This is a genomic window from Streptomyces angustmyceticus, assembly GCF_040701845.1.
Lineage (GTDB): Bacteria > Actinomycetota > Actinomycetes > Streptomycetales > Streptomycetaceae > Streptomyces > Streptomyces angustmyceticus_A.
This window is the reverse complement of record NZ_JBFBHQ010000026.1, coordinates 61,029-86,549: the sequence shown is the minus strand read 5'-3', so window position 1 is coordinate 86,549 and position 25,521 is coordinate 61,029. Positions and strand designations below refer to the sequence as shown.

The following is a 25,521-nucleotide window of genomic DNA, read 5'->3' as shown; positions in this document are numbered from 1 at the left end:
CGCGACCCCCGTGGTGACCTACCGTGCGGAGCTCTCCCGTGTCCCGCCGCCCGCCGGACACAGGCACAGCCGGATGCCCCTCGGGCCCGTGCTGTGCCGCCCGCCCCGTACGGCGCCCGGCACAGCACGACGGCGGCCCGCCCGCTCCCGGAGGAGCGGACGGGCCGCCGTCGTCAGGCTGCCGCCCCGGCGCCCGCGGGCACCGTGAGCCGGGTGGCTACCGCACGGTGAAGTGGACGATGTCGTCCAGGAACGGGATGTGGATCCACGGCTTGGGCTGCACCATCAGCGCCAGCATCACGATCACGAAGCCGAGCCCCCCGTAGGTGGCCATATCGGTGAAGCGGGAGCGCACGGCCAGCATCCCCACCGACGGCAGTGCCCACCGCAGCACCGCCCCGGCCAGCAGGGAGAGCCCGATCACGATCGCCCCCCAGCGGAAGGCGTCGAGCGCCTCCAGCAGCAGCCCGAACGCGACCCCGCTCATCACGCTCAGCAGCGGCCACTGCCGGGCGGGCGCGGGAAAGCCGCCCGAGGCGGCCCGCCCGCCGCCTTCCGGCCGGGCGGTGTCGCGGGTCAGCGTCGGGAAGCGGCGCGACGTGCGCTGCGGCTCGCAGGCCCCGTCCGAATGCGCTTCGGCACCCATGGCTGGCAGTCCCTTCCGGTGTCCGGCTCCGTCTGTCTCTCGAGACCGGATGTCTCTTGGGACCAGACTCTCAGATCTCGCGCGCTCAGCCCGCCGCGCGCTCGGCGGCCTCGACCACATTGACCAGCAGCTGGGCGCGGGTCATCGGGCCGACACCGCCCGGGTTGGGGGCCACCCAGCCCGCCACCTCGGCGACGCCCGGGTGCACATCGCCGACGATCTTGCCCGCCTCGTCCCGGCTGACGCCGACGTCCAGGACCGCCGCGCCGGGCTTGACGTCCTCGGGCTTGATGATGTGCGGCACGCCGGCGGCGGCGACGATGATGTCGGCCTGCTTGAGGTGCGCGGACAGGTCACGGGTGCCGGTGTGGCACTGGGTGACGGTGGCGTTCTCGGACTTGCGGGTCAGCACCAGCGGCATCGGCCGGCCGATGGTGATGCCGCGGCCGACGACCACCACGTGCGCGCCCTTGATCTCGACGTCGTGGTGCCGCAGCAGCTGGACGATGCCGTACGGGGTGCACGGCAGCGGGCCCTCGATGCCGAGCACCAGCCGGCCCAGGCTCATCGGGTGCAGCCCGTCGGCGTCCTTGGCCGGATCCATCAGTTCCAGGACCCGGTTGGCGTCGATGCCCTTGGGGAGCGGGAGTTGGACGATGTAGCCGGTGCAGGCCGGGTCCTCGTTCAGCTCGCGGACGACCGCCTCGATCTCCTCCTGGGTGGCGGTCTCCGGCAGCTCCCGCTGGATCGAGGCGATGCCGACCTGGGCGCAGTCGCGGTGCTTGCCGTTGACGTACCAGCGGCTGCCCGGGTCGTCACCCACCAGGAGGGTGCCCAGACCGGGCTGCACGCCCTTGGCCTTGAGCGCCTCGACGCGGGTGGTGAGCTCGGACTTGATAGCGGCTGCGGTGGCCTTGCCATCCAGGATCTGGGCAGTCATGCCCCCATCTTCCCGGATGAGGGCGGCCGCGTTCCAATCAGGGCATGCGGGGTGCACATGGCCGGAATTGATCATTGCACTTGCACAACAGCTGGGGGCCTTGACTGGACAGAGTGAATGCGCAACTAGAAGGATTGACGCACAGTGCCGCAGGCTATGTCGGGGGGTGGCCAGTGAATCCTGTTTTTCCTCCGCGTCACGCCGCGTCGCGCGACAGTCACCCAACGGAGGAAAACAGCAGATGAGTTTCGGCGACCCGAACAACCCCTACGGCCAGCAGCCGCAGGCGCCGCAGGGCCCGTACGGTCAGCAGCCCCCGGTCCCGCCGCAGGGCCCGTACGGCCAGCAGCCCCCGGCCCCGCAGCAGGGTCAGCCCGGCTACGGCTACCCCCAGCAGGCCCCGCAGCAGCAGCCGTACGGCTACCCCCAGCAGCAGGTCCCGCAGCAGGGTTACGGCTACCCGCAGCAGGCGGCCCCCTACGGCCAGCCCGGGATGCCGGGGATGGGCATGCCGACGGGCTACGCGAGCTGGGGCGCACGGGTCGGCGCCCTCCTGCTCGACGGCCTGATGATCGGCGCCGTGCCGACCATCCTGTACATCATCGGCGCCGTCATGGCGGGCAGCGCCACCGCGACGGCCGACACCTCGTCCTGCGCGCCGGGTGACGTCCAGTGCGTCAGTGACGCGTACAACTCCGCCGCCAGCAGCGCCACGCCGGTCGGCGCCATCATCATGATGGCGATCGCCTGGCTGATCATCGTCGGCGGAAGCTTCTTCCTCATGGCCAAGGAAGGCAGCACCGGCCAGACCCCGGGCAAGAAGGCGCTGGGCATCAAGGTGATCAAGGAGACCACCGGACAGCCCCTCGGCTTCGGCATGACGTTCGTGCGCTACATCTGCCGCTACCTGAACGGCCTGCTGTGCGGCATCGGCTGGCTGTGGCCGCTGTGGGACGACAAGAACCAGACCTTCTCGGACAAGATCGTCGGCACCGTGGTCGTGAGCGTCAAGTAAGCCCGCTCCGGGCCGCACGGACGCCCTCAACAGCCCACGAAGGCCCCCTCGCAGCCGCGACCGGGGGCCTTCGCGGCGCTCGCCGATACCCCCCTCGACTCGCTTGAAGGACACCGCTTGTGAGTTACCCGAACCAGAACCCCTACGGCTCACCGCAGAACCAGCAACCCGGTTACGGCTACCCGCAGGGCCAGCAGCCCGGTTACGGCTACCCCCAGCAGCAGCCCCAGCAGCCGTCGCCGTACGGCCCCTACCCGGGCGGCGGGGCGCCCGGAGGCCAGATGCCCTACCCGACGGTGATGCCCGGCGGGGCCAAGGCCGCCCGGGTGATGCTGTTCGTGCTCTCCGGCCTGAACCTCATCGGGCTGGTCCTCGCCGTGATGGGGCTGGGCGGCGTCAGCAAGGCCTCGCACAACGTCTCGCCGTACACCGCCGCGGAGGACGTCACGGCGATGAACGTCGGCAAGGGCCTGCTGATCGCGGTGATCGTGCTCATCGTGGTCTTCACCGCCGTCGCCATCACGCTGGCGCTGCAGTTCGCCAACGGCGGCAGCGGGGTGCGGGTCGGCACCATCGTCTTCGGCGTCGGCACCATCATCCTGAGCCTGTGCACCTTCCCCGTCGGCCTGGTCCACACGGTCCTGGGCATCCTGGTCGTGACCTTCGTCTCCAAGGACGAGAGCAACGCCTGGTTCAACCGGCCGCGTTACTGAACGCGTCGGGCACAGCGCGAAGGGCCGCACCCCCGGCGGGGTGCGGCCCTTCGCGCTGGTGCCGGCCGCTCAGTGGAAGAAGTGCCGGGTCCCGGTGAAGTACATCGTCACGCCGGCCTTCTCGGCGGCCTCGACGACGAGCTCGTCGCGGACCGAACCGCCCGGCTGGACCACGGCCTTGACGCCGGCCTCGGCCAGCACCTCGAAGCCGTCGGGGAACGGGAAGAAGGCGTCGGAGGCGGCGTAGGAGCCGCGCGCCCGCTCCTCGCCCGCCCGCTGCACCGCGAGCTTCGCCGAGTCCACGCGGTTGACCTGGCCCATGCCGACGCCGACCGTGGCGCTGTCCTTGGCGAGCAGGATCGCGTTGGACTTCACGGCACGGCAGGCGCGCCAGGCGAAGGCCAGCTCGGCCAGCTCGTCGTCGGACAGCGCGGCACCGCTGGCCAGCGTCCAGCGGGCCGGGTCGTCGCCCTCGGCCTGCAGCCGGTCGGCCTCCTGGAGCAGGGCGCCGCCGTCAACGGGCTTGACCTCGACGGGGTTCGCCGGCGCGTCGGGGCAGCGCAGCACCCGGATGTTCTTCTTGCGGGCGAGGATCTCGACCGCGCCGTCCTCGTAGCCCGGGGCCACGATGACCTCGGTGAAGATCTCGGCGACCTGCTCGGCCATCGCCACGGTGACCGGGCGGTTGACCGCGATGACACCGCCGAACGCGGAGAGCGGGTCACAGGCGTGCGCGTTGCGGTGCGCCTCGGCGACGTCCGCGGCGACCGCGATGCCGCAGGGGTTGGCGTGCTTGATGATCGCCACACAGGGCTCGGCGTGGTCGTACGCGGCCCGGCGCGCGGCGTCGGTGTCCGTGTAGTTGTTGTACGACATCTCCTTGCCGTGCAGCTGCTCGGCCTCCGCGAGCCCGCCGCTGCCGTCCACGTACAGCGCGGCACCCTGGTGCGGGTTCTCGCCGTAGCGCAGGACGTTCTTGCGGGCGTAGGTGGCACCGAGGAACTCGGGGAAGGCGGAGTCGTCGGCCGCGGCGTAGTCGTCGGCGAACCAGGAGGCGACGGCCACGTCGTAGGCCGCGGTGTGCTGGAAGGCCTCGGCGGCCAGCCGCTTGCGGTCGGCGAGCGCGAAGCCGCCGTCGGCGACGGCCGCCAGGACGTCCGCGTACCGGGCCGGGTTGACGACCACGGCCACCGACGGGTGGTTCTTGGCGGCGGCGCGGACCATCGAGGGGCCGCCGATGTCGATCTGCTCCACGCACTCGTCGGGGGTGGCGCCCGAGGCGACGGTCTCCCGGAACGGGTAGAGGTTGACGATCACCAGGTCGAACGGCTCGACGCCGAGATCGGCCAGCTGCCGGCGGTGGTCCTCCAGGCGGAGGTCGGCGAGGATGCCGGCGTGCACCTTCGGGTGCAGGGTCTTGACCCGGCCGTCCAGGCACTCGGGGAAGCCCGTCAGCTCCTCGACCTTGGTGACCGGCACCCCGGCCGCGGCGATCTTCGCGGCCGTCGACCCGGTCGAGACGAGCTGGACGCCCGCCGCGTGCAGCCCCTGCGCCAGCTCCTCCAGCCCGGACTTGTCATAGACGCTGACCAGCGCGCGGCGGATGGGCCGCTGCGTACCTTCGGTGGCGGTCACGAGATACGTACCTTTCGTCCCTCAATGCGGTAGCCGTGCCGGGCCAGACGCCCCACGACCTCGACGAGCAGCGATCGCTCGACTTCCTTGATGCGCTCATGCAGCGCGGATTCGTCGTCCTCGTCCCGGATCTCGACCACGCCCTGGGCGATGATCGGGCCGGTGTCGACCCCGTCGTCGACGAAGTGGACGGTGCATCCGGTGACCTTCGCGCCGTACGCGAGCGCATCGCGCACGCCATGGGCACCGGGAAAGCTCGGCAGCAGCGCCGGGTGGGTGTTGACGGTGCGGCCGCCGAAGCGGGCGAGGAACTCCTTGCCCAGGATCTTCATGAAGCCGGCCGAGACCACCAGATCGGGCTCGTGCGCGGCGGTCGCCTCGGTGAGCGCCGCATCCCAGTCCGCACGGCTCCCGTAGTCCTTGACCCGGCAGACGAAGGTGGGCAGCCCGGCGGCCGCGGCACGCTCCAGGCCCGCGATGGCACCCCGGTCGGCCCCGACGGCCACGATCTCGGCGCCGTACTCCGCCGGACCGAGGTCGGCGATGGCGTCCAGCAGCGCCTGCAGGTTCGTCCCGGAACCGGAGACGAGGGCCACGATGCGGGCGGGCCGCCCCGTCGGGGCCTCCCCCGGTACCTGGGGGACGGAGGGCTGCTGGGCGGGGGCTGGGGAGGAAGCCACGGCGGGGCTCTTTTCCGATCTCGCGTGCTTTGTGTGGTCGTACAAGACTGCGGGTACCGCAGATCCGGGGAACCCTACGAAGGCGCCGACCGTCAGCAACGATACCGGCACACCGCGCGGCCCCCACGGGACGGGGGCGGGCACGGGAGGTAGCGTCAGGCGTAAGACTGCATGCCGTTCGTGATAACCCGGCGCCGGCGCGAACGCCCGCGCACGGACGAGACAAGGGGAAGACGCACTCCAGATGACGGACCGACGCCGCCGCGCGGCCCTCCTGCTCCCTCAGCCCGCCACCGCCCCCGGGGCGGTGCTGCTGCGCGACCGCAAGTCGTCGTCCTCGTCCCCGGAGCCCGCCGCCCCGGATTCCCCGGACTCCGCGAACCCCGACCGGGACGACAACCCCTTCGCCCCGCCGCCGCCCGACGCCCCCGACCAGGAGTGGCGCCCCCGCCGCCCCGGCCGGACGCCGGAGCACCACGACGGCGACGAGGGCGAGCCGCAGCAGGACGAGTCGACGCCGCGCTGGGGCAGCCAGTGGAGCCCCCGGCAGCCGGGCCGGCAGAGCGGCGGCTTCGGCACCCGGCCGGGCGGCCGCAACGGCCAGCAGGGCGGCGGCCCCGGCAACACCGGCAACTCCGGCAACTCCGGCGGGCTGCGCTGGGACCCCACCGACCCCGCCCAGCGCCGGGCACGCTTCGCGCTGCTCGCCGGACTGTGGGCGTTCTTCTGCGTGCTGTTCAGCCTGCCGGAACTCGCCCTGCTGCTGGGCGTGCTGGCGCTCTACTGGGGCATCAGCTCGCTGCGCGCCAAGCCGAACACCGCGAAGGCCACCGCCGCGGCCACCACCGCCGCCATAGAGGGGCGCCCCGCCCCGGAGGCCCAGCCCGGCACCCCCTCCTCGCCGGGCAGCACCCGGCCACAGGTCACCGCGGCGATCGCGGGCCTGGTCACCGCGTCACTGGCGCTGATGATGGTCGCCGCGACCTTCACCGTGCAGATCGTCTACCGCGACTACTTCACCTGTGTGGAAGACGCCCTCACCCAGTCCGCCGGCAAGTCCTGCGAACAGCTGCTGCCGCGTGAACTGCGACCGCTGCTGAGCACGGAGCAGTAGAGCGGCAGGACCGGCTGCCGGAGAGCTGTCGCAGGGCAGCGGCGGGGCGGTGGTGGCTGCCGGCCCACCCGGGCCCGGCGGTGCCGTGATGGCCGGTGTCAGCCGTTCGGGGTGACGGGGGTGGCGGCCGGTTCCCCGGCGGACGGTTCGGGGACGGCCGGTTCCGCGGTGGACGACGATCTGGCGGTGGCCGGTCTCTCGGTGGCCGGTCTCTCGGTGGCCCGTCTCTCGGTGGCCGGTTCCGTGGCGGCCGGGGGCTGTTCCGCGGCGGGTGGTTCCGGAGGGGATGGTTCCGCGGCGGACGAATCCGTGTCTGCCGGGTCCGTGGCCGGGAGGGTTTCGTCGCCGGAGGTGGTCCCGCCGGTCCCGGGGGCGGTCTTGCCGGCCTTCGGGGCGGCGTCGTCGGCTCCCGGGGCGGCACCCTTGGTGCGGCGGCCAACGCCGTCGCCTTCGCCCCGGCCGTCGCCCTTGCGGTCGGCCTTGCCCTCGCCCGTGGCCCGGCCCGCACGGTCGGCCTTACCCCTGCCCTTGCCCTCGCCCGTGGCCCGGCCCGCACGGTCGCCCTTGCCCTCGCCCTCGCCCGTGGCCCGGCTCCTGCCGTTGCCGGGGCAGGTGTCCTCGTCCTGCGGTCCCCGCCGTTCCGTGCACCGGTGCCAGGCCCGTAGTCCGATCGCGCCGGGGATGCCGGTCAAGGCGGTCCAGGCCGCTGCCGCGAGGCCCGTGCGCCACCAGCTCGGGCCGAAATCGGCGAGCGCGCCGGTGCCCAGCGCGCCGCCCGCGAGGCCGGCGAGCACCGCCGCGACCACGCCGCAGAGGCCGGCTCCCAGGGCCGCCGCACAGGCGGTCGTCCACCAGGTCCAGGGGTGTTCCGGGGCGTCGGGCGCCGCCGCGGGACGGGTGACGAAGCGGGCGACCGAGCGGGCCAGCAGAGCCCCCGCGACCAGGGGCACCACGACCACCGCCCAGGTCAGCGGGTTTCCCGGCCCGGCGTCCGGTAGCCCGCCGAGCAGCGGCAGCTGCGGCAGCGCCGGGTGGGCCGAGGTGCCCAGCGGGCCGACCGTGCTGCCCGCGCCGACCGTGAACCCCGGCCCGAGGCCGTAGGCGGCGCCCCAGACGGCCGCGTTCGGGAGCAGGACCAGGCACAGCAGCAGGACGGTGGAACGGCTCGCCCAGTCGGGCGCCAGCTGGAGCAGGTCCTGACGCACCCGGCCCGCGTGCAGGCCGAGGGAGAGCAGGGTGAGCAGGGCGCCGGAGACCAGCAGGGCGCCGAGGGCGGCGCCGGCGGCGCGCTGCGCGGCGGCGAACCGGGGACCGGCGAAGAGGCTCCGGACGCCGCTCGGCACCGCGGCCACCGCCCGCAGGGCCCAGGCGGGCAGCAGATCGGCGCCGGGGTGCCGCAGCAGGTACCAGCCCGTCCCGGCGAGCGTGGCGACCGCGGTGGCCGGGACGAACGCCAGCGCGCTCAGCGGCTCGGCGCTCAGCCGCCCGGCGGAGGCGTAGATCAGCACCCCGGCCGCGATCAGCAGATAGCCGGTGAGCAGCGCACCGAGCAGGGTGCGCGGCACGACCGCCGGGACGGCTCCCGCACCGGGACCGGGATCCGCACCGGGGGCGGTGCGGCCGTCCCCCGCGGTCGCCAGGGTGTGGCGGGCGGCCCGGTGGAGCAGCCAGACGGGGAGGACGGCGAGCAGCAGCGGGGTCACGGCGACCGGGGCGGCGAGGCTCCCCGTGGTGCGTACGAGGTCGCCGCCGTGCGCCATCAGCCACAGGTCGGCGGCCAGGTGCAGGGCCCGTGAGGGGCCGCTGTCGGGGGCCGGGGAGGCGACCCACAGCAGCAGCACGGCGACCGCCAGCGCACCGAGGCCGAGACCGGCGGCCGTCACACCGCCGAGGAAGGCGGCGCCGATCGCGGAGGAGCGCTGCGCGGCGGCTCGGCCGTGCGAGGAGAACGTAGGGCCACGATCGGTCGGCTGGCTCACGCGGCCATGCTGCCAATAACTGACGTTTCATCCCCGCACTGGCGAAATGCCCGACGTGTCGCGCCGGATCCCGTGACGCGGTTTTCCACACTGCTGTGTATGACCCAGCGCGAGCAGGCCGCCGCCGCCTTCGACGACCTCCACACCCGGCACGCAGCAGCGCTGATGCGGCAGACCTACCTGCTCACCGGGCGGCCGTGGCTCGCCCGGCGGGCCGTGGAGCAGGGCTTCCGGCTGGCCTGGCAGCGCTGGCCGCAGGTCGCGGTGGACCCCGATCCGGCCGGGTGGGTGCGGGCGGCCGCCTACGAGTACGCGCTGAAGCCGTGGCACCGGCTGTGCCCGGGGCTGCGGACCGCCCGCACGCCGCGGCAGTTCGCACAGACCGGCGACCCCGCGGACCGGGCGCTGCTCCTCGCGCTGCTGAGCCTGCCCGCGCCCTACCGGCGGGCGCTGCTGCTGCACGACGGGGTCGGGCTGGGGCTCTACGAGACCGCCGCGGAGATCGAGGCGAGTACGCCGGCCGCGGCCGGGCGGCTGACCCATGCGCGCGAGCGGATCGCGGGGCGGCTGCCGGAGCTGGGGCTCGACGGGCATCCGCCGGTGCGTCAGGGGGAGCTGCTGCGAACCCGGTTCACCGCGCTGACGGCCGCGCAGCAGGTGACGCCCACCCCCGCGGAGCGCGTACGGAGCGACGCCGAACGCAGCGGTCTGCGGGCCACGCGGGCGGGGTTCGGGCTGGCCGGAGCGTTCGTGCTGGTGCTGCTGGTGATGATGGTCGCGACGCCGGACCACTACACGCCGTCGCCGCACAAGCCCCTGGCGACCGCGCCCCAGATCCGCGTCTCCCCGTCCGGGCGCCGCGGCGTCCACAAGGACCTCGAGAAGACGGACGTCAGGAAGACGAGCGCCAAGAAGACGGACGTCAGGAAGACGAGCGCCGAGAAGACGAACCTCAAGAAGCACGGCACTGCCGCCGTACACAAGCGGCTCCGCGAGGCCCGCCTGTCGCCCGAGGTCAGGTAGGCGGGCCGGGCCCGCCCCCACAACGCGCACCGCCGGACCCTGGCGCCACGAGGGCGCGGGTCCGGCGGTGTCGACGGCGACGGCCGTCAGGGACGGGACACGTCCCCTTCGGCGCGGGCGCCGGGAGGCAGTCAGCCGCCGAGGATCTCGCGGGCCAGCCGCGCGGTCTCCGACGGGGTCTTGCCGACCTTGACGCCGGCGGCCTCCAGGGCCTCCTTCTTCGCCTGGGCGGTGCCGGAGGAGCCGGAGACGATGGCGCCGGCGTGGCCCATGGTCTTGCCCTCGGGCGCGGTGAAGCCCGCGACGTAGCCGACGACCGGCTTGGAGACGTTGGCCTTGATGAAGTCGGCCGCACGCTCCTCGGCGTCGCCGCCGATCTCACCGATCATCACGATCAGGTCGGTGTCGGGGTCCGCCTCGAACGCCTGGAGGGCGTCGATGTGCGTGGTGCCGATGACCGGGTCGCCACCGATGCCGACGGCCGAGGAGAAGCCGATGTCACGCAGCTCGTACATCATCTGGTAGGTCAGCGTGCCGGACTTCGACACCAGACCGATGCGGCCGGGCTTGGTGATGTCGCCCGGGATGATGCCGGCGTTGGACTGGCCGGGGGTGATCAGGCCGGGGCAGTTCGGGCCGATGATCCGGGTCTTGTTGCCCTTGGACTTCGCGTACGCCCAGAAGGCGGCGGAGTCGTGCACCGCGATGCCCTCGGTGATCACGACGGCCAGCGGGATCTCGGCGTCGATCGCCTCGACGACGGCGGCCTTGGCGAAGGCCGGCGGCACGAAGAGGACGGACACGTCGGCGCCGGTCTTCTCCATCGCCTCGGCGACGGAGCCGAAGACGGGCACGTCGGTGCCGTCGAAGTCGACGCTGGTGCCGGCCTTGCGCGGGTTCACACCGCCGACGATGTTGGTGCCGTCACCGAGCATCAGCTTGGTGTGCTTCATGCCAGTGGCACCGGTCATGCCCTGGACGATGACCTTGCTTTCCTTGGTCAGGAAGATAGCCATGGTTGTTGTGTCCTCGTCCTTTACTTAGCAGCCAGCTCGGCGGCCTTGTCGGCCGCGCCGTCCATGGTGTCCACGCGCTGCACCAGCGGGTGGTTGGCCTTCGACAGGATCTCGCGACCGAGCTCCGCGTTGTTGCCGTCGAGGCGCACGACCAGGGGCTTGTTGACGTCCTCGCCCTTGGACTTGAGCAGCTCCAGGGCCTGGACGATGCCGTTGGCGACCTCGTCGCACGCGGTGATGCCACCGAAGACGTTGACGAACACGGACTTGACGTCCGGGTCGCCGAGGATGATCTCCAGGCCGTTCGCCATGACCTCGGCGGAGGCGCCGCCGCCGATGTCGAGGAAGTTGGCGGGCTTGACGTTGCTGTGCTTCTCGCCGGCGTAGGCGACGACGTCCAGGGTGCTCATGACGAGACCCGCGCCGTTGCCGATGATGCCGACCTGGCCGTCGAGCTTGACGTAGTTCAGGCCCTTGGCCTTGGCAGCGGCCTCGAGCGGGTTGGCCGCGTCCTTGTCCTCGAGGGCCTCGTGCTCCGGCTGGCGGAACTCGGCGTTCTCGTCCAGGGACACCTTGCCGTCGAGGGCGATGACCTCGCCGCTGGCGACCTTGGCGAGCGGGTTGACCTCGACGAGGAGCGCGTCCTCGGCGACGAAGGTCTTCCACAGCGTCACCATGACGTCGGCGACCTTCTCGGCGACCTCGGCCGGGAACTTCGCCTGGGCGACGATCTCGCGGGCCTTCTCGATCGTGACGCCCTCGTTGGCGTCGACCGGGACCTTCGCGAGCTCGTCGGGGCGGGTCGCCGCGACCTCCTCGATGTCCATGCCGCCGGCGACGGAGGCCATGGCCAGGAAGGTGCGGTTGGTGCGGTCGAGGAGGTACGAGACGTAGTACTCCTCGGCGATCTCCGGAGCGGTCTCGGCGATCATCACCTTGTGGACCGTGTGGCCCTTGATGTCCATGCCCAGGATCTGACCGGCCTTCTCGACCGCGTCGTCCTCACTGGTGGCCAGCTTCACGCCGCCGGCCTTGCCGCGGCCACCGACCTTCACCTGCGCCTTGACGACCGACTTGCCGCCCAGCCGCTGGGTCGCCTCGCGCGCCGCCTCAGGCGTGTCGATGACTTCACCGGCCAGCACCGGTACACCGTGCTTGGCGAAGAGGTCCCTCGCCTGGTACTCGAACAGGTCCACGCGCGTCCGTCCCTTGTCTTCTCAGAATCGCCGTAGTGATCGCGGTTCGTTCGTCTGCGATGGGCGTGCCGCGAAGGGCAACGTGACGGCGCTGTCACTGAGGGAGGCGTACACGGTGACCGGATACGCGGCATGTCCGTCTCGCAGGTTATCGCCGCAGGACGTGCGGCCCTAAATCGCAGATCACACTCCGGCGGTGATTACCATCACAGATCTTTTGGTCAAGTTACGCCTTCTCGCGATTTCTGCATGTCGTCGGCCGTTTGCCGTGAGCCGGATTGCCGGGGGCGGGATTGTCCGGGGGGACTTCGGCGGCGCGGGGGCGGTTGCGGCCGGTGCCCGGCGGGGGCCGTCGGTGCGTGCGCCCGTGGGCCGGCGGCCCCGCCGGGCGAGGACCCCGCCGCGCCGCGGCCCCGTTGTCACTCGGCGGGCGGGCTCACGTCGCGCATCCTCCGCGACCTCCTCCCGGTACGCCCTGTGCGCCCCGCCTCCGGCGATTCCGGTTCCGGTGGCGCGGGAATCCGTAAGGGCAGGGGAATCCATGGGGTCACGGGAATCCGGGGACGCGGGGACGCGGGGATCCGTAGGGCGTGCCGGAATCGTGGGGCACCGGAATCCAGGGGGCGGCGCCTCGGCCCGCACCCACCGGGCCTCCGCGGGCGGACCGGAAGGACCCCTTGACCCTTCAACTTCCCGCTACAGACACTGTCTTGAGCATCTACGGGTACACACGCACCAGGAGTCACACCCACTTCAGGCACTTCCGGCTTCGTCCCGCTCCCCCTTTCTCGTTCCCCGGTCCCCCTCTCACCCGGCGCCGGGAGCGGTGTACGGCGCGGCGGGTCCGGCGCCGAGCAGGGCACAGACCACCGCGGCGGCCGACGCCGCGGTCGACGTAGGAGGTACGGGCCGATGGCCACTCCCCTGACCGCGAGCAAGCTGATCGCGGCGCTGCGCGACGAGGGCCTGGTGGTCCACGAGGTCCGCGACTGGCGCGAGCACAACCGGAACTCCAAGGGCCCCTGGGGCCCGATGCACGGCGTGATGCTGCATCACACCGCCACCCAGGGCACCGACAGCTCGGTGAACCTGTGTTACGACGGGCGTTCCGACCTGCCCGGGCCGCTGTGCCACGGCGTGATCGACAAAGCGGGCGAGATCCATCTCGTCGGCAACGGCCGCGCCAACCACGCCGGGCTCGGTGACGCCGACGTCCTGCGCGCGGTGATCAACGAGGATGCGCCGCTGCCGCCGGACAACGCCGCGGACACCGACGGCAACCGCTACTTCTACGGCTTCGAATGCATCAACCTCGGCGACGGCAAGGACCCTTGGCCCACGGAGCAGCAGGTCGCCATGGAGAAGGCCGCGGCCGCGATCTGCCGGGCGCACGGCTGGAGCGAACGCTCGGTGATCGGGCACCTCGAATGGCAGCCGGGGAAGGTCGATCCGCGGGGCGCCGGCGTCGGGATGAACGACCTGCGGGGCCGGATCAAGAAGCGGCTGGCGAAGCCGGCGGAGGGCTCGCCGGAACCGCAGCAGCCGGCGTACGAACCGTTCCCCGGCCACGGCTTCTTCCGGACCGGGGCCCGCAGTCCGGTGATCACGGCGATGGGCGAGCGGCTGGTGGCCGAGGGCTGCAGCCATTACGACGTCGGCCCCGGCCCGGAGTGGACCGAGGCGGACCGGAAGTCGTACGCGGCCTGGCAGCGCAAGCTCGGCTTCCACGGCAACGACGCGGACGGGGTGCCGGGGAAGGTCAGCTGGGACCGCTTGCGGGTGCCCAAGTCGTAGGTGGTGGTGCCGGGTTGAGGTAGGGCGTGGGGCTCGTGGCGCCCGGCATGGGGCTCCTGGTGCCCGGCAAGGGGCTCGCGCCGGGCGGCATGGGGCTCGCGCCAGGCGGCACTGCGGCGCGGACACGGTGCGGGCGGGGCCGTGGCCCGTACGCGGCGTTGGCCGAACCGCCGGCACGGACGCGGTACGGATTCGCCTCGACGCGGACGCTGCTCCGCACCCATGGCCCGGAAAACACCAAGGCCGGGCGGTCCTCCCCCACAGAGGACCGCCCGGCTGTTCATGGGTGTTCCGGCACCGGCCGCCGCCGCGGCCGATGAACCGGTGGTGTCGGCCTGAGGCCTCAGACCGCCTGGACCGGCAGGGCCGGGAGGGCCGGCAGCGCCGGGATGTTGGCGGCGTTGGTCAGGTCGGCCAGGTTGGCGGGCACGGCCGGGACGGCAACGGCGTCGGCCAGGTGGGCCGGGACGGCGTCGGTCAGGTGGGCCGGGACGGCGGGAACGGCCGGGACGGCGTCCGTCACGTTGGCCGGCACGGCGGGCACGGCCGGGACCGCGTCCGTCACGTGGGCCGGCACGGCGGGCACAGCCGGAACCGCGTCCGTCACGTTGGCCGGAACCGCGGGCACGGCCGGAACGGCGGGCACGGCCGGAACGGCGGGCACGGCCGGGACTGCCGGGACGGACTTGACCGGGGCCAGGCCCCGCACTCCGGCGACGGCCTTGCCGGCGGTGCCCTGGGCGTCGGTCGCCACGACGGCGGTCAGGCCCTGCGCGAACGGGGTGGCGTCGGCGGCGGCGCCCCCGGCGAAGGCCACCGCGTCGGTCGCCTTGCCCTGCACGAACGGCACCGCGTCGGCGGCCACACCCTGGGCGAACGGCACCGCGTCGGCGGCGGCACCCTGCACGAACAGCTGCGCCTGGCCGCCGACCGTGAGCACGAACGGGGTCGCCTGGCCGGCCGCGTCACCCGCGAGGTGACCGGCACCGCCGACCGCGCCCTGCGCGACCGGCACGACCTTCACGACGACCCGGCGGGCGACGGGCGGCAGCACGTCGGAGGCCGCCTGGTCCACGACCGGACGGGCGGTGGCCAGGGCACCCTGCGCCTGCTTCGTCAGCTGCTCGGGGCGGATGCCCGCACCGGCGAGACCGGCGAGCAGGTTGTCGACCGAGCCCGGAGCCTTGGGCAGCGCGGGGGCCTTGGGCAGCGCCGGGGTGGTGGGCAGGCCGCCGGGGAGGTGGGCGGAGGGGACGCCCGGGGTGGCGGGCAGCGACGGAACGGCGGGCAGCGTGCCGTTCGTGAGGCGGCCGGCCGTGCCGAGGTCCGCGGCCTTCGTGGCCTTCTTGACGGTCTTGACGGCCTTCTTGGCCTTCTTCAGGCCGGCGGCCTTCTGCACCTCACCGGTCTTCGGCAGGCCGGCACCGTGGGCCAGCTTCTGCACGCCGTCCACCGCACCGGTCACGTCGCCGACCTGCGGGAGCTTGCCGGTGGGCAGCTCCTGGGTGGACACGTCGCCGCCGAGGGCGCCGGTGGCCTTGCCCGCCGTCTCCTTGGCGGTCGTGGTGACGGACTTCGCCGTCTTCGTCACGGTGCCGGCCACGTCACCGGCGGGCAGCTGCTCGGCGGTGTCGGTGACCGTCCCGGTGGCCGGCAGGTCCGAACCGACGGGCAGTTCGGCGGCGTTGGCGGCGACGGAGCCGAGGGCCCACAGCCCGGTGGCGGCAGCGGCAACGACGATGGAACGGCGGATGTTGGAGCGCATGGAGGTGAAGTCCTTCGAATTCAGGAGGGGTGAAAGGGCAGACCTGTCCCGCCCCCGCGCGGCAGGTCAGTTACAGACGCGGAGCGGTCTGCCCTAGCCCGGGAATTCGAGGATGTCTTCGGCACGCCGACGCGTCGGAGCGCCATCGGCCGTGCGGACGCCACCGGGCAGCAGCCGGAAGCGCAGGGAGTCCGCCGGGGAGGCGGCGTGCTGGTCCCCGGCACGGGGACCGTGGCCGTCACCGGCGGTGTGCGAGGCAGGCGCCATCGGGGCCTGCGGGCACGGGCCCGGAAGGCCGTCGCGGCCCGGGGCGTGCTGCTCGTGGACGGCGGCCGAGGGGTGCTCGGCGGCCGGCTCGGGCAGGCCGCCGGCGAGGTGCGACGACTGGACGGCGGACGCGTCGGCAGCCTGGTCGGCGGTGTGCCGGCCGGCCTTGTGCGCGTCGCCCGGCGTACGGCCGTGGTGATGCGTCCCGCCGTCTCCGGGGCGTGCGGTGCCCGCACCGGACGGCAGGTGCACGGGCAGCGCGGCGCCTGCCGAGTCCCCGACCTCCCGGACGACACGGCTCACCGGCTCGGTGATCCGGCCGGTGACCGGAGCGGCCTGCTCCGCGGCGGGCCGTACGGCCTTCGCCACCGCGTCGGACGCGTCGTGGGTGCGCTCGGCGAGCTTCTCTCCGGACGCCTCACCCTGCTGTTCGAGGGCGGACCCGGAGCTGCGCAGGCGGGTCGCCGCCCCGTCCCGGGTGGCGGCCCGGTCCGGGGAGGACGCCTCGGCCGCGGCCTTGGCCGGGGCGGTCGCCCCGGTCAGGTCCGCACTCCGCGTGCGGTCGGCGGCATGGGCGCCGGGACCGAAGGCGAAGCCGAGGGCGACGAAGCCCACGAGGAAGAGCCCGGCCAGCAGCGCACGCCGCGCGGCCACCGTGCGCGGCAGGCGCACGGCGGCAGGCAGGACGAACACAGCAGACACGGAGGGACCTTCCCCTACGGACGGGGACAGCCGGGCCATGCGGCCTCGGCGTCACGCGCGTCGCGGGCGATCGAGCGATGGCCTGATCCTTGCACGAGGTGCCAGGTGCCGCGCAAGTCCCGCCGGGGGTCCTGTCACCGTTGCTCCGCCATGTCCGGTATGGGCAGCGGCCGTTTCTCGATCGCGGCCGCCATCACGTCGGGAAACAGGTCCGGGGTGCAGGCGAACGCCGGTGCGCCCAGGGCCGCGAGGGCCGCCGCATGGTCCCGGTCGTAGGCGGGCGCCCCCTCGTCGGAGAGGGCGAGCAGCGTCACGAACTGCACTCCGGACGCCTTCATCGCCGCGACCCGCTTGAGCATCTCGTCCCGGATGCCGCCCTCGTAGAGGTCGCTGATGAGGACGACGACGGTCTCGGTGGGGCGGGTGATGCGGGACTGGCAGTAAGCGAGCGCACGGTTGATGTCCGTGCCGCCGCCGAGCTGGGTGCCGAAGAGGACATCGACGGGGTCGTCCAGTTGGTCCGTCAGGTCGACGACCGCGGTGTCGAAGACGACGAGCCGGGTGTCGAGGGCCCGCATGGAGGCGAGCACCGCGCCGAACACCGAGGCGTAGACGACCGAGGCGGCCATCGAACCGGACTGGTCGATGCAGAGCACCACGTCCTTCTTCACCGACTGCGCCGCGCGGCCGTAGCCGATCAGCCGCTCGGGCACGACCGTGCGGTACTCCGGGAGGTAGTTCTTGAGGTTCGCCCGGATCGTGCGGTCCCAGTCGATGTCGCGATGGCGCGGCCGGCTGATCCGGGCGGAGCGGTCCAGGGCGCCGGTGAGGGTGGCGCGGGTGCGCTGCGCCAGCTTCTTCTCCAGCTGCTCGACGACCTTGCGGACGACGGCGCGGGCGGTCTCCTTGGTGGTCTCCGGCATGACCTTGTTGAGCGAGAGCAGGGTGCCCACCAGGTGCACGTCCGCCTCGACGGCCGCCAGCATCTCCGGCTCCAGCAGCAGCGCGGACAGCCCCAGCCGGTCGATGGCGTCCCGCTGCATCACCTGCACCACGGAGGACGGGAAGTACGTACGGATGTCGCCGAGCCAGCGGGCCACCCCGGGCGCCGAGGCCCCGAGCCCCGCCGACCGCCGGCCGCCGGGACCGTTGCCGCCGTTGCCCTTCTCCCGGCCGTAGAGCGAGGCCAGCGCCCCGTCCATCGCCGCGTCCCGTCCCCGCAGTTCACACCCCGTACCGTCCGCCCCACCCCCACCGAGCACCAGCCGCCAACGCCGCAACCGCTCGGCTTCGGAGGTGGGTGTGGGTGCGGGGGTGGAGGACGGCGTAGGGGTGGTTGCGGGGGTGGAGTCCGCGGCGGTGGTCGCAGGGGTGGTGGTCGCAGGGGTCACCGGGGCGGAGGCCGTGCGGGCTGCGGTGGCCGGGACGGAGGCCGTGTGAGTGGCCGTCGCCGGGGCGGTGGTGGCCGGGACGGAGGCCGTATGGGGGGCCGTATGGGGGGCCGTCGCCGGGGCGGAGGTCGTGTGCGGTGCCGTCGGGTCCGGTGTCGTGCGGGTCATGTCCGTGCCCCCGTGAGGTCGTCGGCCGGTCGGATGGTGTCCGGGTGTGCGTCATGCGGCGCGTTGCCGGGCTCGCCGCCGGCGCAATGGGGTGCGGTGGCCGGTGCGTTGCCCGGCGCTGCGGCCGGCTCGTCGTCGAAGCCGTGCGCCCCGATGCCCAGGAGCATGCGCAGGGTGGGCAGGACGGCGGCGGCGCGGTCGCGGTCCAGGCCGGGGCCGAAACCGGGCGCGGCGGCGTCCGTCGGGTCGCCGGCCGGGTGGCCGGAGGGGGCCGCGGGGCTGCGGCGGACGAGTTCCCCGAGGCTGCGCCGCACGCCGGTTTCGTACTCCGCGAAGGTCCGGCGCAGCAGCGGCAGGACGTCCGTGAACGCGGCGTCCGGCACCCCGGTCAGCCAGCCGTCGACCAGCGCCAGCAGCCGTTCGTCATGGACCAGCAGCATGCCGCCGTCCCCGCCGCCGACGAACCCCTCGATCCAGCCGGCGGCATCGGTGGGCGGGGTGCCCGGCGAGAGGGCGAGCCCCATCAGGCGCTCGGCTCCCCCGTCACCCGACTCCCCCTCGTCCAGCAGGAGTCTGGCCGCCCGTCCGCGGATCAGGCCCGGTACGGCGTCGCGTGCGCTCACCGCCCGCAGCACCCCGGTCCACCGCGTCCGCAGGTCCTGGCGTCCGGACCGCTGCCCGGTCTCCGGCCGGCCGAGGAGGCCGACCGCCTGGTGGGTGGCATCGAGATGGCCGCGCATCTCGGCGGCTCCGTCGGCGTCCAGGCCCGGGCAGGCGGGCGGCAGTCCGACGAAGACCCGCTCGGCCAGGCCCGTCGCCACCTCGCGCAGCGCCGCGGCGTCCGTGCCGCGCACATCGCCGTAGCGCACGGACCGGACGAGGGCGGGCAGCGCCTGGGCGAGGTGCCCCACGTCCGCGTCGAGTGCGGCGCGGTCCGACAGTGCCCGCATCACCACCATGAGGGCGTCGGGGAGTTCGGCCAGCAGGCAGTGCTCGGCGAGCGCCGTGACCTCGGCGAGCGCGGCCGCCTCCGACGCCTCGGACGCGGCCTTGGCCGTGGCGGCCGCCCGTACGGTCGTGCCCCAGATGCCGGCCTCCGCGACCCGCACCGAGAGCTCGGGCTCCCAGCACAGCCGCCAGGTCTCCCGGAAGGTGCCGGTGCTGCCGCGGGAGTGGCACAGCTCGCCCCAGGGGATGCCGAGCAGCCGGAGGCGGTGCAGCAGGCGGCTGCGGCCGGCGTCGGTCTCCTTGCGCAGGTCCAGCTCCAGTTCCCGTTCCCGGGCCTCGGGTTTGAGCCGCAGCGTACGCTGGCTGCGGGCGATGTCCCGTTGCAGGGGCACCGCGGGGGCGTCCTCCGGGACCTCGCCCAGCACCTCGCCCACCACCAGCCGGTCGTGGATCAGCGAGGACGGCGCGTCGGTGCCGTCCCCCATGACGGCCCGGACCGCGTCGTCGAGTTCGGTCAGCCCGGCCAGCGGGCGGCCGCGTACCGTGGCCAGGCCCTCGGCGAGCCGCACCGCTTCGATGACATGCGCCGACGAGACGGCGTAGTCCTCCTCCCGGAGCAGCCCGGCGACCTTGGTCAGCCAGCGTTCCACGGGGCGGTCGGGGACGCTGAAGAGATGGCCGTACCAGCCCGGTGAGGCGATGCCGGCGCCGTAGCCGCTGTGGCGGGAGAGCCGCCGGTGCGTCCAGGGCACCCAGGTCACCGCCACCTTCACCTTCGGCAGGCCCTTGAGGAGCTGCCGGTCGGCGGCCATGGTGGTGCGCCGCGCCAGGGCGGGTACGTGCCAGGCGCCGCACACCACGGCGATGCCGTCCCCGAACTCCCGCCGGGCGGCCCGCAGTCGCAGCCGCATATGGGCCTCGCGCACCGGGTCACGGTCATGGCCGCCGTCGCCGTACGCCTCGCGCAGCGCGCCCATGGCCTCGGCCAGCGCCGCGAACGGGGCCAGCGCATCGGCCCCGGACCCCCTTCCGGCCCCGCCCCCGCGGTGTTCGACGACGTCCTCCCACCAGCGCTCGGGATCGTCGTACCCGGCCGTCTCGGCCAGCACCCGGATCGGATCGACCCGCACATCGGCCTCGTCGGGAACCGCTTCAGGAACCGCGTCCCGCTCCTGACCGGCAGCCGGAGGCCCGTCGTCCGAAGGCCCGACGCCCGGGCGCCCGCCGCCCGGCCCCTCACCGGTCACCGGTCCCGCATCGGCCGCCCTCTCGTCTTCTCCCGTCGCTCCCCCTGCTCCCGCAGCTCCCGCGGCTCCCCCTGGTCCCTTCCCCTCCGTCTCAGCCGCGTTGCCCTTCCCGTCGTCCTTCTCCTCCGTCGCCAAGGAGTGCGCCGCGGGCAGGTCGATGAAGCGGACGGGGACGCCGCGCTCCAGCGCCCAGCGCATCGCCACCCACTCCGGGGAGAACTCGGCCAGCGGCCAGAACGCCGCCCGGCCGGGGTCGTCCTGCGCATGGGCGAGCAGGGCGACGGGCGGGCGCATGTCCTCCCGGGCGGCCAGCGGCACCAGCGCGTCCGCCTCCGGTGGCCCCTCGATCAGGACCGCGTCCGGCGTGCACTGGTCGAGGGCGGCGCGCACCGCCCGCGCCGAGCCGGGGCCGTGATGCCGCACCCCGAGCAGCACCGGCCCGGTCATGCGCTCACCTCACGGCAGGCACGGTAGAAGTCCTTCCAGCCGTCGCGCTCGCGCACCACGGTTTCGAGGTACTCCTGCCATACGACCCGGTCCGCCGCCGGATCGCGGACCACGGCTCCCAGGATGCCCGCGGCCACGTCCCCGGAGCGCAGCACCCCGTCACCGAAGTGGGTGGCCAGCGCCAGCCCGTTGGTCACCACCGAGATGGCCTCGGCCGTGGAGAGGGTGCCGGAGGGCGACTTGAGCTTGGTGCGGCCGTCGGAGGTGAGCCCGGCCCGCAGCTCGCGGAAGACCGTGACGACGCGGCGGATCTCGTCCAGCCCCTCCGGCCCGGCCGGGAGGTCCAGCGAGCGTCCGATCTGCTCGACCCGGCGCGAGACGATGTCGACCTCTTCGTCCGGGGTCGCGGGCAGCGGCAGGACCACGGTGTTGAAGCGGCGGCGCAGGGCGCTGGAGAGCTCGTTGACCCCGCGGTCGCGGTCATTGGCGGTGGCGATCAGATTGAACCCGCGGACGGCCTGCACCTCCTGCCCCAACTCCGGGATGGGCAGGGTCTTTTCGGACAGCACCGTGATGAGGGTGTCCTGGACGTCGGCGGGGATGCGGGTCAGTTCCTCGACACGCGCGGTCATGCCCTGTGCCATCGCGCGCATCACCGGACTGGGCACCAGTGCCTCGCGACTGGGGCCGTTCGCGAGCAGCTGGGCGTAGTTCCAGCCGTAGCGGATCGCCTCTTCGGGAGTGCCGGCCGTGCCCTGGACGAGCAGGGTGGAGTCGCCGCTGACGGCCGCCGCCAGGTGCTCGGACACCCACGTCTTCGCGGTGCCGGGCACACCGAGCAGGAGCAGGGCGCGGTCCGTCGCGAGGGTCGTCACGGCGACCTCGACGATGCGGCGCGGGCCGACGTACTTGGGTGTGATGACCGTGCCGTCCGCGAGCGTGCCGCCGAGGAGGTAGGTCGCGACCGCCCACGGCGAGAGCCGCCAGCGCTCGGGCCGCGGCCGGTCGTCGGCCGCCGCGAGGGCCTTCAGCTCGTCCGCGAAACTGTCCTCGGCGTGCGGCCGCAGCGCCTCGGCGCCCGCGGCGTGCGGCGTCGTCCCACCGCTCGGATCGATCTCGTCGTCCGTCGTCGTGAAGCTCTTCTCGGACATGGTTCCCCCTCGTCGCAACGTATGCGGCCGGGACCGGCGAAATCCCTGCGGCCGCTTGCGTGGACAAGCCTGCACCACGCCACTGACAATCCCCCGAAAAACCCATCCTGAGCTGCGAGTTCACCACCGCCGACGACGATTGTCAGTGGGGCGTCGTAGCGTCGATGACATGAATCCGCAGGGGGAACGCTGGACGACGGATCAGGTGCTCGCACTGGCGCCTGACGAGGCTTCGCGCAAGGCGGGCGGCAAGCTCGCGGCGCCGGGACCGTGGTCGGAATCGGGCGCGGACGCGAGCGCGGTGTGGGGACAGTGCAAGGGCAGCGGCAAGAAGCCGTATCAAACGGTCGTGGATCTCAACGGTCCCGCCTTCAAGTGCAGTTGCCCGAGCCGCAAGTTCCCGTGCAAGCACGCGCTGGGGCTGCTGCTGCTCTGGGCGGGCGGCGGCCCGGAGGTGGCGGCGGGGGAACCGGCGCAGTGGGCGGGCGAGTGGCTGGCGGGACGCCGTGCGCGCGAAGAACGCTCCGCCGGCCCGGCCTCGGGCGGCGGCGCGGCGCGCACGCCGGCCGACCCGGAGGCGGCGAAGCGGCGGGCGGAGCGCCGGATGCAGCGGATCGGCGCCGGTGCGACGGAGCTGGAGCAGCGCCTGGAGGACCTGCTGCAGTCCGGCCTGGCCGCCGCCGGCCACGCAGACGGCGGACTCTCCCGGCCGGGCGGCGGCCCCGGGGGCTCCTGGGACGAGACGGCCGCCCGTATGGTCGACGCCCAGGCGCCCGGGCTCGCCTCGCGCGTACGGGAGCTGGGGTCGGCGGTGGCCTCCGGTCCCCACTGGCCGGCCCGGCTGCTGGAGGAGTGCGCCCTGCTGCACCTCCTCGACCAGGGGTTCCTCGGTATCGAACGGCTGCCGGCGCCCCTGGCGGCAACGGTCCGCTCGCGCGTCGGGCTGACCACGGAAGCGGCGGATCTGCTGGCCGGCCCCGAGGCGAGCACGGTCCGGGACCGCTGGCTGGTGCTCGCCCAGCAGGACACCGACGACGGCAGGCTGATCACCCGCAAGATCTTCCTGCGCGGCGAGCGGACCGGCCGGATGGCGCTGCACCTCTCCTTCGGCGCCGCCAACCGCCCTCTGGACCTGGCCCTGCCGCCCGGTCTACTGCTCGATGCGGACCTCGCCTACTACCCGGGCGCCCGCCCGCTGCGCGCCGTCCTGGGCGAGCGGCACGCCCCGGCGGCCCCGGGGGCCGTACCGCCCGGCTGCGGCGTCGATGCCGCCCTGGCCGCGTACGGCGACGCGCTGCGCGACGACCCGTGGCTGGACTCCTGGCCGGTGGTGCTCTCCGAGGTCACCCCGGTCCCGGGCCCCGACGGCGAGAGCTGGCAACTGGCCGACGCGGACGGCGAGTCGGCGCTCCCGCTGGATCCGCGCTGCCTGGGCCGTACGGGCCTGTGGCAGCTGGCCGCCATATCGGGCGGCGCGCCGATCACGGTCTTCGGCGAATGCGGCCACCGCGGCTTCCTGCCGCTGACCGTATGGGACCCGTCCCCGGTGTCCCTGTGACCCGGGACCCCGCCGCCCCGCCGGCCACGACCTCCCGCCACCCGCGCACGCCGTCCACCACCGAAACCCGGAGGAAGGGCATGACGACCACCACCACGCCCACGTCACCCACGCGTACGTCACCCACGCCCGCCGGCCCCACCGACCCGACCGCTCCCGCCACTTCCGTCCCCACTGCTCCCGTTCCTCCCGCTCCGGCCGGCTCGACTGCCGCGGCGACCCCGACTGCCCTGGCCGCCCCGACCTCCCCGGCTCCCTGGGACGAGCTCGTGAGCGCCGCGCTCCTCGGGACCGAGCGGCGGACGCCGCCGGTGGCGGTGCGCTCCGGGCAGGGCGCCGCGGCCGCACTGCTCGACGCGGCCGCGGTGAGCACGGTGCGCCGGCGCGCCGCGCTCCGCCCCGCACCCGCCGGTGAGCGCCCCGCCCCGGCCCCCGCGGACCCGCGGCCCCCGTTGCCGCCCGCCGCGCGCCGCCGGCTGTCCCTGCTGCTCGCCGACCGCGGCACCGGAGGCGGCAGCCGCCGCGGCACCGCCCCCGACCTCACCGAGCTGCTCCCCCAATGGCTGGCCGCCGCCGGTGCGTACGGCTACCGCGCCCCGGAGGCTCTGCTGCCCGCGCTCCTCGACGCCGCCCGTGCCCGTACGGACCTGCGGCCCGCCGCGCTGGCGCTGGCGGGGCCGCGCGCCCTGTGGCTGTCCCGGCTCAACGCCGAGTGGAAGTTCGCCCTCCGGGGGATCGGCGGCCCGGCCGGGCTCCCGGATGACGAGGACCCCGCCGGCGTGCAACGCCAGTGGGAGGAGGGCCTGTTCGCCGAGCGGGTCGCGCTGCTGACCGCGCTGCGCCGCCAGGACCCGCGGACCGGCCTGGCACTGCTGTCCACGACCTGGTCCACGGAACGGGCCGAGGACCGTCTGATGTTCCTCGACTCGCTGCGCGAGGGCCTCTCCGCGGCCGATGAGCCCTTCCTCGAACAGGCGCTGTCCGACCGCAGCCGCAACGTCCGCGCCACGGCCGCCGAGCTGCTCTCCACACTCCCCGGGTCCGCCCTCGCGGCCCGGATGGCACAGCGTGCGCACACCTGCGTCGGCCCGGACCGTACGGCGGGTGCGCCGGCGATCACCGTGGAGGCTCCCCACGAGTGCGATGCGGGCATGCAGCGGGACGGCGTCGCACCCAAACCGCCCGCCGGACGCGGCGAACGGTCCTGGTGGCTGGGCCAGTTGGTGGAGGCGGCACCGCTGGACGGCTGGTACGACCGGTTCGGGGGCCGCGACGCCGCGGCGATCGTCGCACTCCCGGTGGGCGACGACTGGCGGACGGAACTGCACGACGCCTGGTGCCGCGCCGCCGTGCGCCAGCACCACGCCGACTGGGCGCGGGCGCTGCTGGGCGCGCCGGGCGCACCGTCCCAGGCCGCCGAGGTCGCACCGGCCGGCTCGTCGCGGGACCTGACGAAGCTGCTGACGGTGCTGCCGGATGCCGAACGGGCCGGGTGGGTGGCGGAGTTCATCGCGGCCCACGGCCTGTCGGAGGCGTTCCGGATGCTCGGCGTGTGCGCGGTCCCCTGGGCCGAGCCACTGGGCGACGCCGTCGTCGACGCGCTGGACATCGCCCGGGACGCGGGCAGCTACCCCTGGAGCTTCAGCGGGGTGATGGGCCTGGCCGAACGCTGCCTGGACCCGGCCGCGGCGGACCGTCTCGACATGCTCACCGCCGTCACGGACGAGCCCGAGGGCGCCTCACCGGGCTCCGGCGGCTACTGGGCAGAGGCGTTCCAGCGCCTGGTCGGCACCCTGCGCCTGCGCGCCACCATGCACGCGGAACTCGCCGCCCCACCACCCACCGGCCACCACAGCCCGGACGCCCCGGACCTCCACGGCCCGGTTGCCGACCCCGCCGACGCCCACGCGGGCACCGCTACCGACACCGAAGCCGAGGCCGGGGCTGGGGCCGGGGCCGGGGCCGGGGCAGTCGGTGAGGCCATCGGCGCGGCCGCTACCCATCCCCGCACCACCCGACAGCCCCTGGCCCCATGACCGCCCGCCTCATGACCGCCCGCCTCATGAGGAGACGCCCGACCCGCACCCCGGCCGCTCCCGCAGCCGACCCACCGGCGTCGGCGCCGC

The 25,521-nt window shown here is 74.0% G+C and carries 19 protein-coding genes; 7 read left to right on the top strand and 12 right to left on the bottom strand.

What is annotated here, in order from left to right; all coding sequences use genetic code 11:
* Positions 1-217: 217 nt before the first annotated feature.
* Together AB0411_RS32035 and AB0411_RS32030 are read right to left on the bottom strand one after the other, a co-directional pair.
* The gene (locus tag AB0411_RS32035) at positions 218-646 is read right to left on the bottom strand and encodes a DUF3017 domain-containing protein (protein ID WP_366420771.1); all 429 of its coding nucleotides are present in this window, start codon (positions 644-646) and stop codon (positions 218-220) included.
* 85 nt (positions 647-731) lie between these two features.
* The gene (locus AB0411_RS32030; protein ID WP_366420770.1) at positions 732-1,586 is read right to left on the bottom strand and encodes a bifunctional methylenetetrahydrofolate dehydrogenase/methenyltetrahydrofolate cyclohydrolase; all 855 of its coding nucleotides are present in this window, start codon (positions 1,584-1,586) and stop codon (positions 732-734) included.
* Positions 1,587-1,827: 241 nt separating this feature from the next.
* On the opposite strand from AB0411_RS32030, the gene AB0411_RS32025 reads away from it, so the two are divergent.
* Both AB0411_RS32025 and AB0411_RS32020 read left to right on the top strand, forming a co-directional pair.
* Positions 1,828-2,601, top strand: coding sequence for an RDD family protein (locus AB0411_RS32025; protein WP_366420769.1), 774 nt, complete (start codon positions 1,828-1,830; stop codon positions 2,599-2,601).
* Between the two features lie 119 nt (positions 2,602-2,720).
* On the top strand, positions 2,721-3,314 hold the full coding sequence (locus AB0411_RS32020) for a hypothetical protein (protein ID WP_366420768.1): 594 nt from the start codon (positions 2,721-2,723) through the stop codon (positions 3,312-3,314).
* A gap of 69 nt (positions 3,315-3,383) precedes the next feature.
* Here AB0411_RS32020 and purH read toward each other — a convergent pair whose 3' ends face one another.
* Together purH and purN are read right to left on the bottom strand one after the other, a co-directional pair.
* Complete coding sequence (gene purH / locus AB0411_RS32015; RefSeq protein ID WP_366420767.1) at positions 3,384-4,949, bottom strand: bifunctional phosphoribosylaminoimidazolecarboxamide formyltransferase/IMP cyclohydrolase; 1,566 nt, start codon at positions 4,947-4,949, stop codon at positions 3,384-3,386.
* On the bottom strand, positions 4,946-5,629 hold the full coding sequence (purN, locus tag AB0411_RS32010) for a phosphoribosylglycinamide formyltransferase (RefSeq protein WP_437044036.1): 684 nt from the start codon (positions 5,627-5,629) through the stop codon (positions 4,946-4,948). The genes purH and purN overlap by 4 nt, the downstream gene beginning before the upstream one ends.
* A gap of 244 nt (positions 5,630-5,873) precedes the next feature.
* Here purN and AB0411_RS32005 point away from each other — a divergent pair, with 244 nt between their 5' ends.
* A complete protein-coding gene (locus AB0411_RS32005) occupies positions 5,874-6,743 on the top strand; it encodes a hypothetical protein (protein ID WP_366420766.1) in 870 nt (289 codons plus the stop codon).
* 98 nt (positions 6,744-6,841) lie between these two features.
* Here the strand turns inward: AB0411_RS32005 and AB0411_RS32000 are convergent, their stop codons facing one another.
* Positions 6,842-8,722 carry a cell division protein PerM gene (locus AB0411_RS32000; RefSeq protein WP_366420765.1) on the bottom strand — a complete coding sequence of 627 codons (1,881 nt, stop codon included), beginning with the start codon at positions 8,720-8,722 and terminating at the stop codon, positions 6,842-6,844.
* A 99-nt stretch (positions 8,723-8,821) separates the two neighbouring features.
* Between AB0411_RS32000 and AB0411_RS31995 the strand changes: the two genes are divergently transcribed.
* Positions 8,822-9,745, top strand: coding sequence for an RNA polymerase sigma factor (locus AB0411_RS31995; protein WP_366420764.1), 924 nt, complete (start codon positions 8,822-8,824; stop codon positions 9,743-9,745).
* A 131-nt stretch (positions 9,746-9,876) separates the two neighbouring features.
* Here AB0411_RS31995 and sucD read toward each other — a convergent pair whose 3' ends face one another.
* Both sucD and sucC read right to left on the bottom strand, forming a co-directional pair.
* Positions 9,877-10,761: a succinate--CoA ligase subunit alpha gene (gene sucD, locus AB0411_RS31990; RefSeq protein ID WP_311624746.1), complete on the bottom strand. Its 885-nt coding sequence runs from the start codon at positions 10,759-10,761 to the stop codon at positions 9,877-9,879.
* A gap of 20 nt (positions 10,762-10,781) precedes the next feature.
* On the bottom strand, positions 10,782-11,957 hold the full coding sequence (gene sucC, locus AB0411_RS31985) for an ADP-forming succinate--CoA ligase subunit beta (protein ID WP_129294605.1): 1,176 nt from the start codon (positions 11,955-11,957) through the stop codon (positions 10,782-10,784).
* Between the two features lie 912 nt (positions 11,958-12,869).
* Here sucC and AB0411_RS31980 point away from each other — a divergent pair.
* Positions 12,870-13,751, top strand: coding sequence for a peptidoglycan-binding protein (locus tag AB0411_RS31980; protein WP_366420763.1), 882 nt, complete (start codon positions 12,870-12,872; stop codon positions 13,749-13,751).
* 343 nt (positions 13,752-14,094) lie between these two features.
* Here AB0411_RS31980 and AB0411_RS31975 read toward each other — a convergent pair whose 3' ends face one another.
* The 5 genes from AB0411_RS31975 to AB0411_RS31955 form a co-directional block, all read right to left on the bottom strand.
* Positions 14,095-15,516 (bottom strand): hypothetical protein, encoded by a 1,422-nt coding sequence (locus AB0411_RS31975; protein ID WP_366420762.1) that lies wholly within the window; start codon positions 15,514-15,516, stop codon positions 14,095-14,097.
* 93 nt (positions 15,517-15,609) lie between these two features.
* Positions 15,610-16,485 carry a hypothetical protein gene (locus AB0411_RS31970; RefSeq protein WP_366420761.1) on the bottom strand — a complete coding sequence of 292 codons (876 nt, stop codon included), beginning with the start codon at positions 16,483-16,485 and terminating at the stop codon, positions 15,610-15,612.
* Between the two features lie 134 nt (positions 16,486-16,619).
* On the bottom strand, positions 16,620-18,044 hold the full coding sequence (locus AB0411_RS31965) for a VWA domain-containing protein (RefSeq protein ID WP_366420760.1): 1,425 nt from the start codon (positions 18,042-18,044) through the stop codon (positions 16,620-16,622).
* The gene (locus tag AB0411_RS31960; RefSeq protein ID WP_366420759.1) at positions 18,041-20,686 is read right to left on the bottom strand and encodes a DUF5682 family protein; all 2,646 of its coding nucleotides are present in this window, start codon (positions 20,684-20,686) and stop codon (positions 18,041-18,043) included. The genes AB0411_RS31965 and AB0411_RS31960 overlap by 4 nt, the downstream gene beginning before the upstream one ends.
* The gene (locus tag AB0411_RS31955; RefSeq protein ID WP_366420758.1) at positions 20,683-21,837 is read right to left on the bottom strand and encodes an ATP-binding protein; all 1,155 of its coding nucleotides are present in this window, start codon (positions 21,835-21,837) and stop codon (positions 20,683-20,685) included. Before AB0411_RS31955 ends, AB0411_RS31960 begins: the two co-directional genes overlap by 4 nt.
* A 169-nt stretch (positions 21,838-22,006) precedes the next feature.
* On the opposite strand from AB0411_RS31955, the gene AB0411_RS31950 reads away from it, so the two are divergent.
* Positions 22,007-23,395 carry an SWIM zinc finger family protein gene (locus AB0411_RS31950; protein WP_366420757.1) on the top strand — a complete coding sequence of 463 codons (1,389 nt, stop codon included), beginning with the start codon at positions 22,007-22,009 and terminating at the stop codon, positions 23,393-23,395.
* A gap of 80 nt (positions 23,396-23,475) precedes the next feature.
* Positions 23,476-25,431, top strand: a complete 1,956-nt coding sequence (locus AB0411_RS31945) for a DUF5691 domain-containing protein (protein ID WP_366420756.1) — start codon at positions 23,476-23,478, stop codon at positions 25,429-25,431.
* Positions 25,432-25,521 lie beyond the last annotated feature (90 nt).